The organism is Pseudomonas sp. SW-3, assembly GCF_016615645.1.
In the GTDB taxonomy this organism is placed as follows: Bacteria; Pseudomonadota; Gammaproteobacteria; order Pseudomonadales; family Pseudomonadaceae; genus Aquipseudomonas; species Aquipseudomonas mandelii.
In genome coordinates this window covers 2,990,868-3,005,345 of record NZ_CP067098.1, presented here as the reverse complement: position 1 = coordinate 3,005,345, position 14,478 = coordinate 2,990,868, and the positions used below count along the sequence as shown (strand labels likewise).

At 60.3% G+C, this 14,478-nt stretch carries 10 protein-coding genes; 5 read left to right on the top strand and 5 right to left on the bottom strand.

Features of this window, described 5'->3' with window-relative positions; translation table 11 throughout:
* Nucleotides 1-162 precede the first annotated feature (162 nt).
* A complete protein-coding gene (locus JIO00_RS13500) occupies nt 163-1,236 on the top strand; it encodes an autotransporter domain-containing protein (RefSeq protein WP_077749965.1) in 1,074 nt (357 codons plus the stop codon).
* Nucleotides 1,237-1,394: 158 nt separating this feature from the next.
* Here the strand turns inward: JIO00_RS13500 and glgB are convergent, their stop codons facing one another.
* The 3 genes from glgB to JIO00_RS13485 all read right to left on the bottom strand — a co-directional run bounded on the left by glgB (nt 1,395) and on the right by JIO00_RS13485 (nt 9,154).
* Nucleotides 1,395-3,626: a 1,4-alpha-glucan branching protein GlgB gene (gene glgB, locus JIO00_RS13495; protein WP_145307317.1), complete on the bottom strand. Its 2,232-nt coding sequence runs from the start codon at nt 3,624-3,626 to the stop codon at nt 1,395-1,397.
* Between the two features lie 2 nt (nt 3,627-3,628).
* On the bottom strand, nt 3,629-6,970 hold the full coding sequence (gene treS / locus JIO00_RS13490) for a maltose alpha-D-glucosyltransferase (protein ID WP_200668460.1): 3,342 nt from the start codon (nt 6,968-6,970) through the stop codon (nt 3,629-3,631).
* Between the two features lie 186 nt (nt 6,971-7,156).
* Nucleotides 7,157-9,154, bottom strand: a complete 1,998-nt coding sequence (locus JIO00_RS13485) for an alpha-1,4-glucan--maltose-1-phosphate maltosyltransferase (RefSeq protein ID WP_200668459.1) — start codon at nt 9,152-9,154, stop codon at nt 7,157-7,159.
* A gap of 208 nt (nt 9,155-9,362) precedes the next feature.
* Here JIO00_RS13485 and JIO00_RS13480 point away from each other — a divergent pair, with 208 nt between their 5' ends.
* Nucleotides 9,363-9,530, top strand: coding sequence for a hypothetical protein (locus JIO00_RS13480; RefSeq protein WP_167362284.1), 168 nt, complete (start codon nt 9,363-9,365; stop codon nt 9,528-9,530).
* Between the two features lie 10 nt (nt 9,531-9,540).
* On the opposite strand, the gene JIO00_RS13475 is transcribed toward JIO00_RS13480, so the two are convergent.
* The gene (locus tag JIO00_RS13475; RefSeq protein WP_010459923.1) at nt 9,541-10,053 is read right to left on the bottom strand and encodes an MgtC/SapB family protein; all 513 of its coding nucleotides are present in this window, start codon (nt 10,051-10,053) and stop codon (nt 9,541-9,543) included.
* Between the two features lie 124 nt (nt 10,054-10,177).
* Here JIO00_RS13475 and JIO00_RS13470 point away from each other — a divergent pair, with 124 nt between their 5' ends.
* The 3 genes from JIO00_RS13470 (at nt 10,178) to mapR (ending at nt 13,575) form a co-directional block, all read left to right on the top strand.
* On the top strand, nt 10,178-10,411 hold the full coding sequence (locus tag JIO00_RS13470) for a DUF3203 family protein (RefSeq protein WP_010459921.1): 234 nt from the start codon (nt 10,178-10,180) through the stop codon (nt 10,409-10,411).
* Nucleotides 10,412-10,607: 196 nt separating this feature from the next.
* The gene (gene ccoG, locus JIO00_RS13465; protein ID WP_200668458.1) at nt 10,608-12,035 is read left to right on the top strand and encodes a cytochrome c oxidase accessory protein CcoG; all 1,428 of its coding nucleotides are present in this window, start codon (nt 10,608-10,610) and stop codon (nt 12,033-12,035) included.
* A 130-nt stretch (nt 12,036-12,165) separates the two neighbouring features.
* Nucleotides 12,166-13,575 carry a GntR family transcriptional regulator MpaR gene (gene mapR, locus JIO00_RS13460; RefSeq protein WP_010459917.1) on the top strand — a complete coding sequence of 470 codons (1,410 nt, stop codon included), beginning with the start codon at nt 12,166-12,168 and terminating at the stop codon, nt 13,573-13,575.
* 152 nt (nt 13,576-13,727) lie between these two features.
* Here the strand turns inward: mapR and JIO00_RS13455 are convergent, their stop codons facing one another.
* Nucleotides 13,728-14,474, bottom strand: a complete 747-nt coding sequence (locus JIO00_RS13455; RefSeq protein ID WP_010459916.1) for an SDR family oxidoreductase — start codon at nt 14,472-14,474, stop codon at nt 13,728-13,730.
* Nucleotides 14,475-14,478 lie beyond the last annotated feature (4 nt).

The following is a 14,478-nucleotide window of genomic DNA, read 5'->3' as shown; positions in this document are numbered from 1 at the left end:
TAGCTTCACGTTACTACCCCCGGAAATCCACCAGGGGCAAACCTCCAGACACCCGCGAAATCGGGCGGCCAGCGGCTTGCCTCAATCCATTCGGTCGCCCCTCATTCGGGGTAGGAGAGACGCCAAAGCGAGATACGGCATGCGATTGCAAGGTAGACCCCCATGAAAACTTCATTCACCCAACAAGAGATCAAAATCACTTTTTGCACTGTCTCGAGTTCTCTGCTGCTGTGTTCGTCCATGGAGGTGCAAGCCGGGCACGCAGAGGATGAAACCGCCCCCTGGTATCGCCAGGATGTTCCGGCAATGACCTTGCCCACGATACACATCACCGCCCCCTACCCCGGCCATTTCAGCGCCGCCTCCGATACACGAAGTTCTCGCCTGACCATCGAAGATGCCGCGCCTTCGACCTGGGACCAGTTGTACGGACAGGCATCGCGACAAGCACAGACCGATGTAATGACCCAAGGGTTTTCCAGCCCTGGCAGCACCGAATTCAAAGGCCCGGCGATCCTGACCCTGCAAAGCGGTAGCGGCCATACCCAACGGGTCGGGCTGATCGGCGGGATGACGCAGTTACAAGGCAACAGCAACGGCCTGTTGACCAGTCGCGCCCTCGCCGCCCCCGAGACCGACACCCTCAACCTTCAAGGCCAGAGCCTCGGCGCCTACTGGAGCCTGACCGGGCCACAAGGCTGGCACGTGGATCTGTCGGCCAGTGGTGGACGGGTCGCCGGTTTCAGCCGTAACGACCAGGGCGCGCGGATAGCAACCGAAGGCAGTGCGGTGACGTTGTCGGTGGAAGGCGGATTTCCGATTGGGGTCAGCGAAAACTGGGTAGTCGAACCGCAAGCGCAGTTGATTAATCAGCGCATCACGCTGGATACGCCTTATGCCGGTTCAAGTAATGCATCGTCCAGCGACCTGACGTCCTGGAGCGGCCGGGTCGGCGCAAGGTTGAAAGGTAGTTACGACATCAACGGCCTGGGGGTCGAACCCTATGTGCGGACCAACTTGTGGCACACCGTGTACACCGGCAACACCGTGACCCTCGATCAGGTCGACAAGATCAGCAGCAGCCGCAACTCATCGACGGTCGAAGTGGGGTTGGGGCTGGTGGCCAGAGTCACGCCCGCGGTGAGTTTCTACGTCAGCGCCGATTACAGCAGCGATGTGGATGAAAATGATTTGAACGGCTTGATCGGGAGTCTGGGTGTGCGGATGCGGTGGTGAAGTGATCGTTCCCACGCTCCGCGTGGGAATGCCTCCAGTGGCGCTCTGCGTCACATCGTAGGGACGCTAAGCGTCCCGGGGCTGCATTCCCACGCGGAGCGTGGGGAACGATCATGTCGCAGCGAGCCTGCTCGTGATGGGAGAGACCCCGTACTGGATCAACCCTCAGGACTCAGGATCAACACCGCCAACGGTGGCAGATTCAACACCAGTGAAATGTTCTGGCCATGGCTCGGCTCTTCCTCGGTAAACGCCCCGCCGTTGTTGCCATAGTTGGACCCGGCATACATCGCCGCGTCGCTGTTGATCACCTCGCCCCAGCGCCCGGCGAACGGTACGCCGATGCGATAGGCCTGACGCGGCACCGGCGTGAAGTTCGCCACCACCAACACCGGCCGCCCTTCCTTGCTCCAACGCAGGAACGCGTAAACGCTGTTGATCGCATCATCGCCGATCAACCACTGGAAGCCTTGCGGCGCGTCGTCCTGGTCATGCATCGCCGGCTCTTCGCGGTACAGCCGATTGAGGTCGCCGACCAGTTTCTGCACACCCTTGTGTTCGGAGTATTGCAGCAGGTACCAATCCAGTTGCTGATCGTGATTCCACTCGCGCCACTGGCCGAACTCGCAGCCCATGAACAGCAGTTTCTTGCCAGGATGCGCCCACATGAAGCTTAAATAGGCCCGCAGGTTGGCAAATTTCTGCCAGCGGTCGCCAGGCATCTTGTCGATCAGCGAGTGCTTGCCGTGCACCACTTCATCGTGGGAGATCGGCAGGATGAAACGCTCGGACCAGGCATACACCAGGCCGAAACTCAGCTCGTTGTGGTGATGGGCGCGGTACACCGGATCCTGTTGGATGTAATGCAGCGAATCGTGCATCCAGCCCATGTTCCATTTGTAGTCAAAGCCCAGCCCGCCCTGTTGCGTGCTCTGGCTGACACCCGGCCACGCGGTGGATTCCTCGGCAATCACCAGCGCACCGGGCGCTTCGATGTTGACCACGTCGTTGAGGTGACGCAGGAAGTCGATGGCTTCGAGGTTCTCGCGACCGCCGTGACGGTTTGGCACCCATTCGCCGGCCTTGCGCGAGTAATCGCGATAGAGCATCGACGCCACGGCATCGACCCGCAGGCCATCGACGTGGAAATGCTTGAGCCAGTGCAGCGCCGAGGCCAGCATGTAGCCGTGCACTTCGGTGCGGCCCAGGTTATAGATCAGCGTGTCCCAGTCCTGATGGAAACCTTCCTGCGGATTGCCGTATTCATACAACGCGGTGCCATCGAATTGCGCCAGGCCGTGAGTATCGGTGGGGAAATGCGCCGGCACCCAATCGAGGATCACGCCGATGTCAGCCTGGTGACAGGCGTTGACGAAGGCGGCGAAGTCATCCGGCGAACCATAACGGGCGCTCGGGGCGAATTGCGAGAGCAGTTGGTAACCCCAGGAACCGCCGAACGGGTGTTCCATGATCGGCATCAGCTCGATGTGGGTGAAGCCCAGTTCCTTCACATAAGGAATCAGCCGCTCGCCCAGTTCGTGCCAGGTGTACTGGCGCGCCACTTCACCCAGATCGTCCAGCTCGCATTGCCACGAGCCGGCGTGCAACTCGTAGATAGACAGCGGCGCACTCGGCAGATGACGCTCGCCACGAGACTCCATCCACGCCTGGTCCTGCCAGTCGATGTTCAACGGTGAGGCGACTTTGGACGCGGTATCCGGCGGCAGCGAGGTGGCCAATGCCATCGGGTCAGCCTTGAGCGGCAGAATCCCGTGGGCGCCGAGGATTTCGTATTTGTAGGTTTCCCCTGCCTGTAAACGCGGGATGAACACTTCCCAGACCCCGGTGGGATGGCGCAAACGCATCGGGTGCCGACGACCGTCCCAGTTGTTGAAGTCACCGACCACCGACACCCGTTTGGCATTCGGCGCCCACACGGCGAAACGCACGCCGTCGACGCCGTCCACCGTCTTCAGCTGCGCGCCGAGGCAGGCGCTGAGGTCGCGATGATTGCCTTCGGCGAACAGGTACAAGTCCATTTCGCCGAGTAATGGACCAAAGCTGTAAGGGTCCTCGGAAACCTGTTCGCCACCGGCCCAACGGGTGCGCAAAAGATACGGCTGCGCCCGATCGAAGTGCCCGACAAACAGGCCCGGCGTCTGGGTGGCTTCAAGGTTGCCGAGTTCTTCCCCGGAGTCCCTGGCCAGTACCTGCACGCTCAGCGCGTCTGGCAGATACGCTCGAATGAATTGCCCGCCGGCGTCATCGCCGTGGGGGCCGAGAATTGCAAAAGGGTCGTGATGTTCGGCGCGTACCAGCGCGTCGATATCCCGCGATCTGGGCAGCAGCGCTTCTTTAGCGTGACCCTGTTCCTTGTTCGAGAAACTCATGACTACTCTCCACCAAGCTCGGAAAAGGGTTTAAGCCCACTCAATAATCCATACAAACCGTGCAATGGCACCGGCAACCACGTGGGGCGATTTTCAGCCTCATAAGCCACCTCATACGCCGCCTTCTCCAGCCCGAACAACGCCAACGCGGCGTCCTCGCCTTCCGGATCTTGCCACGCATGAGCAAGACTAGCTGCCGCCAGCCGATAAGCGTCGACAAATGCCTGTTTTGCTTCATTCAAATAACGGTCGGCTACCCGTTGCCGTGCCGCTCGGGCTTCGGCGGTGTTGTCGACGTTATGCACGTTGATCGCCATCGCCGCGGCGTAATCGAAGGAGCGCAACACGCCACTGACATCTTTGTACGGGCTGTGCTTGCCGCGTCGCTCGCTCAGCGGCCGTGCCGGCTCGCCTTCGAAGTCGATCAAGAAGGCGTCGCCCTTGATCACCAGCACCTGACCCAGGTGCAAATCGCCGTGGACGCGAATGCGCAAACCACCGACGGCTTTTTCGCCCAGGTCCTGGACATGACTGAGGATGGCTTTTTTGTTGTCCAGTAAACGAGTGACCAGCGCTTTGTCCGCCGGGTTCAGTTCGCTTTGATGCTGTTTGAGCAACTTCAGCGAGTGCTCCAGTTGCGCCGCGACGTCCTTGGCCGAGGCCAGGGCCTCTTTTTGCGTGGTGACCTGCGGGGCGAAGTCCGGGTCATCGGTCGGGGCCGCCAGCACCTGGTGCATCTCACCCAGCCGTTGGCCGAGCATGCCAGCGAAGTCTTTGAGCTCACCCAGTGCGTTGTAGTGCTGCTCCTGCTCGGACATGGCGTCGGCCAGTTCGTCACGCAGTGCCCGTTCGAGGTTGTTCTGGGTCCATTCCCAGGCATCGCCCTGATTGCTCAAATAGCCTTGGGCAATCATCAGCAGATTGTCCTCGCCCTTGGCGTCGCGGCGAACCACCGACCCCAGCAGCGGCGAGATGTTGCTAAAACCAGCGTTGGTCAGATAGGCGCTCATTTCCAGTTCCGGGTGCACGCCCGAGGCGACCTTGCGGATCAGCTTCAGCACCAGGCTGCTGCCGATCACCACCGAACTGTTGGACTGCTCGGCCGACAGGTAGCGCACTTCGGATTCGGCCGTCAGGCCCAGTTTGGCCAGCTCCTCGGTCGGTTCGAAACGGATCTCGCCGCCATCGGAAGGCAACACGGTGTTTTCCTGCATACCCCGCAGCACCGCGCGGATGAAGTTTTCCAGGCTGAATGCGTCGGTGATCAACCCCACTTGAGGGCCACGTCGAACCCGAGACAGCGCCAGTTGCTGCGGCAACGCCGGCCCGACCTGATCATCGGCAATGAAGCCGAAAGGCAACTGGTAACGGCTGGTCTGGCCGCCACTGGTGACTTCGATTTCACTGAGCAACACCGGATGCTGCGCATCGCCGAAGCGCACGCCATAGACCAGGTTGACCTTCTCGATGGCCGCGTCCTTGCCGGCGAACCAGCGACGGTTTTGCAGCCAGTTCGGCAAGATGCCCTGCTCCAGCGTGCCGCGTGACGGCGCTTCGAGCAGTTCTTCCATGCGTTTTTTCAACACCAGGGTGGTGAAGTCCGGCAGGCTTTGCGCCGGTTCTACGTGCCAGCTGGGCATTTGATTCTCCGCAGCAAGTCCAAACCAATAAAAGCCGTAAGGCGCCAGCGTCAGGAGGAAATTCAACTGGCCGATCGGCGGGAAGGCGTTACCCCCGAGCATCTCCACCGGCACCATACCGGCGTAAGCCGACAGGTCCAGCTCCGCCGCTTGCGCACTGCGCGATACGTTGGCCACGCACAGGATGATTTCGTATTTGCCGTCCGGCCCGTTGTATTCACGGGTGTAGGCCAGAATTCGCCGGTTGCTCGGCGAGAGCATTTTCAGCGTGCCACGCCCGAAGGCCTTGGACTGCTTACGCACGGCGAGCATGCGCCGGGTCCAGTTCAGCAGCGAATGCGGGTCGCCGGCCTGGGTCTCGACATTGACCGACAGGTAACCGTATTGCGGGTCCATGATCGGCGGCAGTACCAGGCTCGCCGGGTCGGCGCGGGAAAAACCGCCGTTACGGTCGATCGACCACTGCATGGGCGTGCGTACGCCGTCACGGTCGCCGAGGTAGATGTTGTCGCCCATGCCGATTTCATCGCCGTAATACATCGTCGGTGTGCCCGGCATCGACAGCAGCAGACTGTTGAGCAGTTCCACCCGACGGCGATCCCGTTCCATCAACGGTGCGAGGCGGCGTCGAATACCGAGGTTGATCCGCGCCCGACGGTCGGCCGCGTAGTAGTTCCACAGGTAATCGCGTTCCTTGTCGGTGACCATTTCCAGGGTCAACTCATCGTGGTTGCGCAGGAAAATCGCCCACTGACAGTTGGCCGGGATCTCCGGGGTCTGGCGCAGGATGTCGGTGATCGGGAAACGATCTTCCTGGGCCAGCGCCATGTACATGCGCGGCATCAACGGGAAGTGAAAGGCCATGTGGCATTCATCACCGTTGAGGCCTTTTTTATCGGTGTCACCGAAGTACAGCTGCGTGTCTTCCGGCCATTGATTGGCCTCGGCCAGAAGCATGCGGTCTGGATAGTTGGCGTCGATCTCGGCACGGATCTGCTTGAGGACGTCGTGGGTCTCGGGCAGGTTTTCGTTGTTGGTGCCGTCGCGCTCGATCAGGTAGGGAATCGCGTCCAGGCGCAGGCCGTCGATGCCCATGTCGAGCCAATAGCGCATCACCGACAGCACCGCTTTCATGACTTGCGGGTTGTCGAAGTTGAGGTCTGGCTGGTGCGAATAGAACCGGTGCCAGAAGTACTGGCCGGCGACCGGGTCCCAGGTCCAGTTGGACTTTTCGGTGTCGAGAAAGATGATCCGGGTGCCGTCGTATTTGTGATCGTCGTCGGACCAGACGTAGAAGTCCCGCGCCGCCGAACCGGGTTTGGCTTTTCGTGCGCGCTGGAACCAGGCGTGCTGGTCGGAGGTGTGGTTGATGACCAGCTCGGTAATCACCCGCAGGCCGCGTTTGTGGGCCTCGGAGATGAAACGTTTGGCGTCGGCCATGGTGCCGTAATCGGGGTGGACGCCACGGTATTCGGCAATGTCGTAGCCATCATCGCGCCGTGGCGACGGATAGAACGGCAAGAGCCAGATGGTGTTGACGCCGAGGTCGGCAATGTAATCGAGTTTGGCGATAAGGCCGGGAAAGTCGCCGATCCCGTCGTTGTTGGAGTCGAAAAAAGACTTAACGTGAACCTGGTAGATCACCGCATCCTTGTACCAGAGCGGATCCTTGATAAAGGTGGCTGCCTTGGGTTTCTTCGCCATTTGAAACTCCTGTTGAATTCAGTGCAGCCCCTGAGCCGAACGCCTACCTGTGGCGAGGGAGCTTGCTCCCGCTCGGCTGCGAAGCAGTCGCAAAACCTGTAAATCAGTTGACCCTGAAAAAATAGGGCCGCTGCGGGAGCAGGCTCCCTCGCCACAAAAGTTCATCCCATCGCAAATCTGGGGTCTTCAAGAAGTTGTGATTCGCCAGATACCGAACGGTTGATGCGCCGGGTCGATTCGCATGAACTGATACTTGCCGTACCAGGTCCAGCGATGGCCGCTCATCAAGTCTTCACCCTCAGTGCTGGCGTCATCGGGCAAGCCCATTTCCCAAAGAGGCAATTCAAAATTCGCTTCCTGGACGTTATGCGGATCGAGGCTGACGGCCACCAGAATGAAGTTGCTGCCATCCGCGCTGCGTTTGCCGAAGTACAGAATGTTGTCGTTCCACGCGTTGTAGACCTTCAGGCCCAAGTGCGTGTGCAACGCCGGGTTTTGCCGGCGGATGCGGTTGAGCTGGGCGATCTCGGCGATGATGTTGCCCGGCGCGGTAAAGTCCCGTGGGCGGATCTCGTATTTCTCGGAATTGAGGTATTCCTCTTTGCCCGGTACCGGCGCGGCTTCACAGAGTTCGAAGCCCGAATACATGCCCCACAAACCGGAGCCCATGGTCGCCAGCGCCGCGCGGATGAGAAAGCCGGCGCGTCCGGATTCATGCAGAAACGCGGGGTTGATGTCCGGCGTGTTGACGAAGAAATTCGGCCGGTAGCATTCGCGCCATGGCGACTCGTTGAGTTCGGTGAAATAGGTCGCCAGTTCCCGCTTGGTATTGCGCCAGGTGAAGTAGGTGTAACTCTGGGAGTAACCGACCTTGCCCAGCCGCGCCATCATCGCCGGCGTGGTAAAGGCCTCCGCCAGGAAGATCACCTCGGGATACAACGCCCGCACATCGGCGATCAGCCATTGCCAGAACGGCAGCGGCTTGGTGTGAGGGTTGTCGACACGAAAGATCTTCACGCCCTCTTCGACCCAACCGACCACAATGTCCCGCAGCTCGACCCACAGGCTGGGAATTGCATCGCTGGCATAGAAATCGACGTTGACGATGTCCTGGTACTTTTTCGGCGGGTTCTCGGCGTATTTGATCGTGCCGTCCGGGCGCCAGTTGAACCAGCCCGGGTGCTGTTTGAGCCACGGGTGATCCTGGGAACACTGGATCGCGAAATCGAGGGCAATTTCCAGTCCGTAATCCGCCGCCGCCGCCACCAGTCGACGAAAGTCTTCGCGGGTGCCGAGTTCGGAGTGAATCGCCTCGTGCCCGCCCTCTTCGCTGCCGATGGCATACGGGCTGCCCGGATCGTCGGGGCCGGCGCTCAGTGAATTGTTCGGGCCCTTGCGGAAGCTGCGCCCGATCGGATGAATGGGCGGGAAGTACAGCACATCGAAACCCATGTCCTGAATCATCGCCAGCCGGGCATGCACGTCGTTGAACGTGCCGTGACGGTTTGGATCGTCGGTGATCGAGCGCGGAAACAACTCATACCAGCTGGCGAACTGGGCGAGCTCGCGCTCGACGTCCAGCGGAAATTCGGGACTGAGGCTCAAGTAGGCACGGTGATCGGCCTGAGCCATCAGGTCCGCACTGCGTTGGTGCAGAAACAAGGTGACTTGTTCCGCTTCGAGCAACCCGGACAATTCATGGTGCAACGCCGCCAGGTCTTCGCTCAGCGGCCCTTCCGAGCGCTCGGCCGCCTGTTTCACCTGGTTGCGCCCTTCCTGCAACTCCAGGCTGATGGGCACGCCGGCAATGTGCTTCTTCTCGATCTCGTATAGAAAGCTGGCGTACTGATCGATCCAGGCTTCGATACAAAAGACGTAGCGGCCTTGATCCTCAACGCGGAACTGCCCTTCCCAGCCGTTATTGCCGAGTTCGGTCATGACCTCGCTCTGCCAGGCCTCGTCGCCGTCGGCACGCCAGCGTATGCGTACGGCCAGTTTGTCGTGGCCGTCGGCGAACACTTTGCTGGTCACCACCACGTCCTGGCCCACCACGGCCTTGGCCGCGAACTGCCCGCCATCCAGGGTCGGCATCACGTTTTCAATCGCGATGCGCGGCAGCAGTAACGCCTGCGACAGTGGCATATGAGGGTTGTAGTTCAGCTCTGTCGGTTTTTCAGCAGTCATCGAGCATCTCTCCTTAACGCCCCATGGACGCTCTTGTGTCTGGTCGTCTTTCACACGAAACCCGTCGGGCCCGAAATGAACTCACTTAGGTTCCGAGCGACAAGCGCGGGGAAAAGTTCACGCCCATTTGCTGCGGAATCAAATCCCTTGCGTGACGGTCAACTCACTTAAGCACGACTTACGCCATGTGCCACTGGAGGCTTCAACGATGAGTATTCCAATCCCTGCCGAGACACCTGATCCGAACATCGACACCCCGACCATTCCGCCGACCGAACCGCAACCGGTGCCTGAGAAGGAACCGCCTGGCACTACGCCGCCACCCCGGGAAGAACCACCGAGCACGATGCCGCCGGTGATCGTCTCGCCTGAGTGACGATGGCGATCTAGGGTCGTTCCTGCTCGTCTTTGTCCCTGTCGAGCATTTGCACGATCCTCGGCATCACGCTGAAAATCGCCAACGCCAGCAGCGTACTAAACACCGCCGTCGCCTCGCGGCCCAGCCCGGCCGAGACACCGATGGCGGCGGTCAGCCATAAACCGGCGGCGGTGGTCAGGCCTTTTACGTGGCCTTCATCGCCCTCCTGGTTTTTCAGAATGGTGCCGGCGCCGAGGAAGCCGATCCCGGCGATCACGCCTTGCACCACCCGGCTCATGGCATCGGCCTGGGAGCCGGACATCTGTGGCACCAGCACAAACAATGCAGCTCCCAGCGCTACCAGCATGTGCGTACGCACGCCGGCGGCCTTGCCCTTTTGCTCACGCTCGAAACCCAGAATGCCGCCCAGGATCGCAGCCATCAGTAATCTCACGGTTATACGCGTCAGTTGTGACGCATCGCCGATGTCGGCGAACTCCGCTTGCAGCGTTACCCAAACCTCATGCCACCAGGCGTTCATGGTGCAATCCTTGTGATTGATCGTTATGGGAGGATGGACCGCGCCGACCATTAATCAGTTGCACAGAACGATGTCCGTCGGATGCGCCCTAACAGTTTAGAACCCGCTAAAAAAGGACATCGCCATGACTGTGCGCATCGAAAGCCAGACCTGCTTCTTCATCACCGAGAACGGCGAAGAAATTCGTCTGTGCCCCGACGTCACGATCATCACCGACTCGGAAAAAGCCATGTCGGCGGTGGAACTCAACGGCCAGCGCGTGTACATCACCGAAGCAGAAGCCGATGCATTGACCGTAGCAGGCGCAGTGGACGGCCGTAAGCATTTGAAGGCTACCGACAGTGATTCGGTGATTTGACTGACCCCGATCAACAAGCCCCGCAGGCGCCTGATATAGGCGTCTGAGCCCTGCTGTGACGGGGTGCATCAAGTTGTCGCAGGCAGCGGATCAATCCCCATCTGATCCGCTTTTTATTGCAATACCTGAGTCTGTTATGCAAACAGATCGCTGGTCATAGTACTCATGCCTGATGGAGGCTGATGAGCGAAAGACCATGAGCGAAAGAATCCCCGTCCGAATCGTAGAACCTGCCTCATTTATAAAAACCGAGCCTTTGCGTCCAAAGATAAAGGCCAAATCCAGCGACAACCTGATTCACACCCGCAGCTTCACCGGCCTGTTCCGCACATTGCGCCTGAGCGGTGCGGGGGTTCTGTTTTTGCTGTTCTTCGGCACCGTGTGGCTGAACTGGGGTGACCGTCAGGCGGTGCTCTGGGACCTTTCCGAAAGCAAATTCCACATCTTCGGCGCAACTTTCTGGCCCCAGGACTTCATCCTGCTTTCGGCGCTGCTGATCATCGCCGCGTTCGGCCTGTTCGCAATCACCGTGTTCGCCGGCAGGGTCTGGTGCGGTTACACCTGCCCGCAGAGTTCCTGGACCTGGATCTTCATGTGGTGCGAGAAGATCACCGAAGGCGAACGCAACCAGCGCATCAAGCTGCAAGCCGCGCCGTGGGGCCTGAACAAACTTATTCGCCGCTCGGCCAAGCACACACTGTGGCTGGCCATCAGTCTGCTTACCGGGCTGACCTTTGTGGGGTATTTCACGCCGATCCGGCCCTTGGCCGAAGAGCTGCTGACCTTGCAGATTGGCGGTGTCAGTCTGTTCTGGGTGCTGTTTTTCACCGGCGCGACTTACATCAACGCCGGCTGGCTGCGTGAAGCGGTGTGCATGCACATGTGCCCGTATGCGCGGTTCCAGAGCGTGATGTTCGACAAGGACACCTTGACCATTTCCTACGACGTGGCCCGTGGTGAAAACCGTGGCCCGCGCAAACGCGAGGTGACACCGGCCGAGGTGGGCCTGGGTGATTGCATCGATTGCCAGCTGTGCGTGCAAGTCTGCCCGACCGGGATCGACATACGCGACGGCTTGCAAATGGAGTGCATCGGCTGCGCGGCGTGTATCGACGCCTGCGATTCGATCATGGACAAAATGGGCTATGCCCGTGGCTTGATCAGCTATACCTCGGAGCATGAGTTGCAAGGGGGCAAGACTCATCTGCTACGGCCGCGGCTGATCGGTTACACCGCGGTGCTGCTGGTGATGATCGGCGCCCTCGCCCTGGCGTTGGTCGAGCGGTCGATGGTGTCGCTGGACGTGAGCAAGGACCGCGGCCTGTTCCGAGAGAACAGCCAGGGGCAGATCGAAAACATCTACAGCTTGAAGGTCATCAACAAGACCCAGCTGCGTCAGGACTATCGGCTGAGCCTGGTGGACGGCGAAGGCTTCGTGCTGCAAGGCAAGACCGAGCTGAGCCTGGCGCCGGGTGAGATTGTCGATGTACCGGTGTCAGTGGCCATGACCGCCGAACGCCCCAGCAGCAGCTCGCAGACGATCAGTTTCAAGATTGTCGACAGTGACGAACCGGACATCTATAGCGTGGCCAAGAGCCGGTTTGTTGCGCCGATGAACCGTTGATCCCTTAGACTGCGGTGCTGCCATTCGCGGGCAAGCCTCGCTCCTACGGTTTCGTGCTGACTGTAGGAGCGGTGCTTGCCCGCGAAGAAGTCACCTCGATTTCACTGAAAAACACCAATCCAGGCACTCGATGAAACGCTACGAAAAATTCGCCGAAGACATCGCTGAACTGATTCGCTCCGGCGTCCTGGGCCCTGGCCAACGCGTGCCGTCGGTGCGCTATGCCAGCCAGACTTACGGGGTCAGCCCGTCCACGGTATTCCAGGCTTACTACCTGCTCGAACGCCGTGGCCTGATCCGCGCCCGGCCGCGTTCCGGCTATTTCGTCAACGCGCACGCGCCGAGTCCGTTCTCGGAGCCGGTGATCAGCAGCCAGGTCAATGAATCCACCGAAGTCGACGTCAGCGAGCTGGTGTTTTCGGTCCTCGACTCGATCAAGGACCCGACCACCGTGCCCTTCGGCTCGGCCTTTCCCAGCCCGACCCTGTTCCCGTTGCAGCGCCTGTCCCGCTCCCTGGCCAGCGCCGCACGGGACATGGACCCGCGCATGGTCGTCACCGACATGTCGCCGGGCAACCCGCAGCTGCGGCGCCAGATTGCCCTGCGCTACATGGTCGGCGGCCTGATGTTGCCGATGGAAGAACTGCTGATTACCAACGGCGCGCTGGAAGCCCTGAACCTGTGCCTGCAAGCGGTCACCGAACCCGGCGACCTGGTGGCCATTGAAGCGCCAGCGTTCTATGCCTGCCTGCAAATCCTGGAACGGCTGAAACTCAAAGCCGTCGAGATCCCGGTGCACCCGCGCGACGGTATCGACCTGGGCGTACTCGCGCAAACCCTGGAGCGCCACCCGATCAAGGCCTGCTGGTGCATGACCAGTTTCCAGAACCCGATGGGCGCGACCATGCCCGAGGCGAAGAAGCAGGAGCTGGTCGAGTTATTGCGCAGCCACCAGGTGCCGCTGATCGAGGACGACGTCTACGCCGAACTCTATTACGGCCAGCAGGCGCCGAAACCGGCCAAGGCGTTTGATACCGAAGGGCTGGTGATGCATTGCGGTTCCTTCGCCAAGAGCCTCGCCCCCGGCTACCGCATCGGCTGGGTCGCCGCCGGGCGATATGCGCAGAAGATCGAACGGCTGAAACTGATGACTTCGCTGTGCGCCTCGATGCCGGCCCAGGCCGCCATCGCCGACTACCTGCAACACGGCGGCTACGACCGGCACCTGCGCAAACTGCGCTACGCCCTGGAAGAACAGCAAAGCGCCATGCTCGCCGCCATTGCCCGCTATTTTCCGGCGCAGACACGTGTCAGCCAACCGGCCGGCGGCTACTTCCTGTGGCTGGAACTGCCGCCGCAGATGGATTCGTTGAAGTTGTTTCAGATGGCACTGGCGCAAGGCATCAGCATCGCGCCGGGGCCGATCTTTTCACCGACGCAGCGGTTCAGGAATTGTATCCGGCTGAATTATGGCAGCCCGTGGACCGAGGATTCGGAGAAGGCGATGGAGACGTTGGGGCGGATAGTGCGGTCGTTCTGAAGCGTTGATGTCGTTTGGGCTACCGTCATCGCGAGCAGGCTCGCCCCCACAGGAATTTAGTGTCGTTCACAAATACTGTGTTCACATCAATCCACTGTAGGAGCGAGCCTGCTCGCGAAGGAGCCCGGGCCGGACAATACAAATCTTAAGGATTAACGCCCACCGCCCAAGTCAACAAAAGTCCCGGTCGCATAAGAAGCCTTGTCCGACAGCAACCAGATAATCGCCTCGGCCACTTCGTCCGGCCGTCCACCGCGGGCCATCGGGATCGCCGATTCCAGCTTGCTGACCCGATCCGGATCACCGCTCAGCGCATGGAAGTCGGTGTAAATAAAGCCTGGCCGCACCGCGTTGACGCGAATGCCTTCGCCCGCCACTTCCTTGGACAGGCCGATGGTGAAGCTGTCCAGCGCGCCTTTTGACGCTGCGTAATCCACGTATTCGTTGGGTGAGCCCAGACGCGAGGCTACAGAGGACACATTGACGATGCTGCCGCCCTGCCCGCCATGCTTGGGCGACATGCGCATGATCGCGTGCTTGGCGCAGAGGATCGGTGCCAGGACATTGGTCTTGAGCGTTTTGAGAATGCGGAACTCAGACATTTCGTCGACGCGGGATTTTTGACCCACGGTGCCGGCGTTATTCACCAGCGCCGTGACGCGACCCAGTTCGGTGTCCACGCGGTGGAACAGACTGATCACTTCGTCTTCGATGCTGACGTCGGCACGCACGAGAATGGCTTGAGCACCCAGAGCCCGAACTTGCTCAAGGACGCTTTGTGCAGCCGATTCGTCGGACTGATAGTTGATACAGACCCGATAACCAAGCCCTGCAGCCAACAGCGCGGTTGCCGCGCCGATACCACGGCCGCCGCCGGTGATAACAATGACTTTGTCCATGTTG

What these genes read in the sequence shown, in the direction of transcription:
- JIO00_RS13475 (WP_010459923.1), bottom strand. Translation starts at nt 10,053, where the DNA reads ATGAACGCCTGGTGGCATGAGGTTTGGGTAACGCTGCAAGCGGAGTTC.
- JIO00_RS13485 (WP_200668459.1), bottom strand. Translation starts at nt 9,154, where the DNA reads ATGACTGCTGAAAAACCGACAGAGCTGAACTACAACCCTCATATGCCA.
- treS (WP_200668460.1), bottom strand. Translation starts at nt 6,970, where the DNA reads ATGGCGAAGAAACCCAAGGCAGCCACCTTTATCAAGGATCCGCTCTGG.
- glgB (WP_145307317.1), bottom strand. Translation starts at nt 3,626, where the DNA reads ATGAGTTTCTCGAACAAGGAACAGGGTCACGCTAAAGAAGCGCTGCTG.
- JIO00_RS13500 (WP_077749965.1), top strand. Translation starts at nt 163, where the DNA reads ATGAAAACTTCATTCACCCAACAAGAGATCAAAATCACTTTTTGCACT.
- ccoG (WP_200668458.1), top strand. Translation starts at nt 10,608, where the DNA reads ATGAGCGAAAGAATCCCCGTCCGAATCGTAGAACCTGCCTCATTTATA.
- JIO00_RS13455 (WP_010459916.1), bottom strand. Translation starts at nt 14,474, where the DNA reads ATGGACAAAGTCATTGTTATCACCGGCGGCGGCCGTGGTATCGGCGCG.
- JIO00_RS13480 (WP_167362284.1), top strand. Translation starts at nt 9,363, where the DNA reads ATGAGTATTCCAATCCCTGCCGAGACACCTGATCCGAACATCGACACC.
- mapR (WP_010459917.1), top strand. Translation starts at nt 12,166, where the DNA reads ATGAAACGCTACGAAAAATTCGCCGAAGACATCGCTGAACTGATTCGC.
- JIO00_RS13470 (WP_010459921.1), top strand. Translation starts at nt 10,178, where the DNA reads ATGACTGTGCGCATCGAAAGCCAGACCTGCTTCTTCATCACCGAGAAC.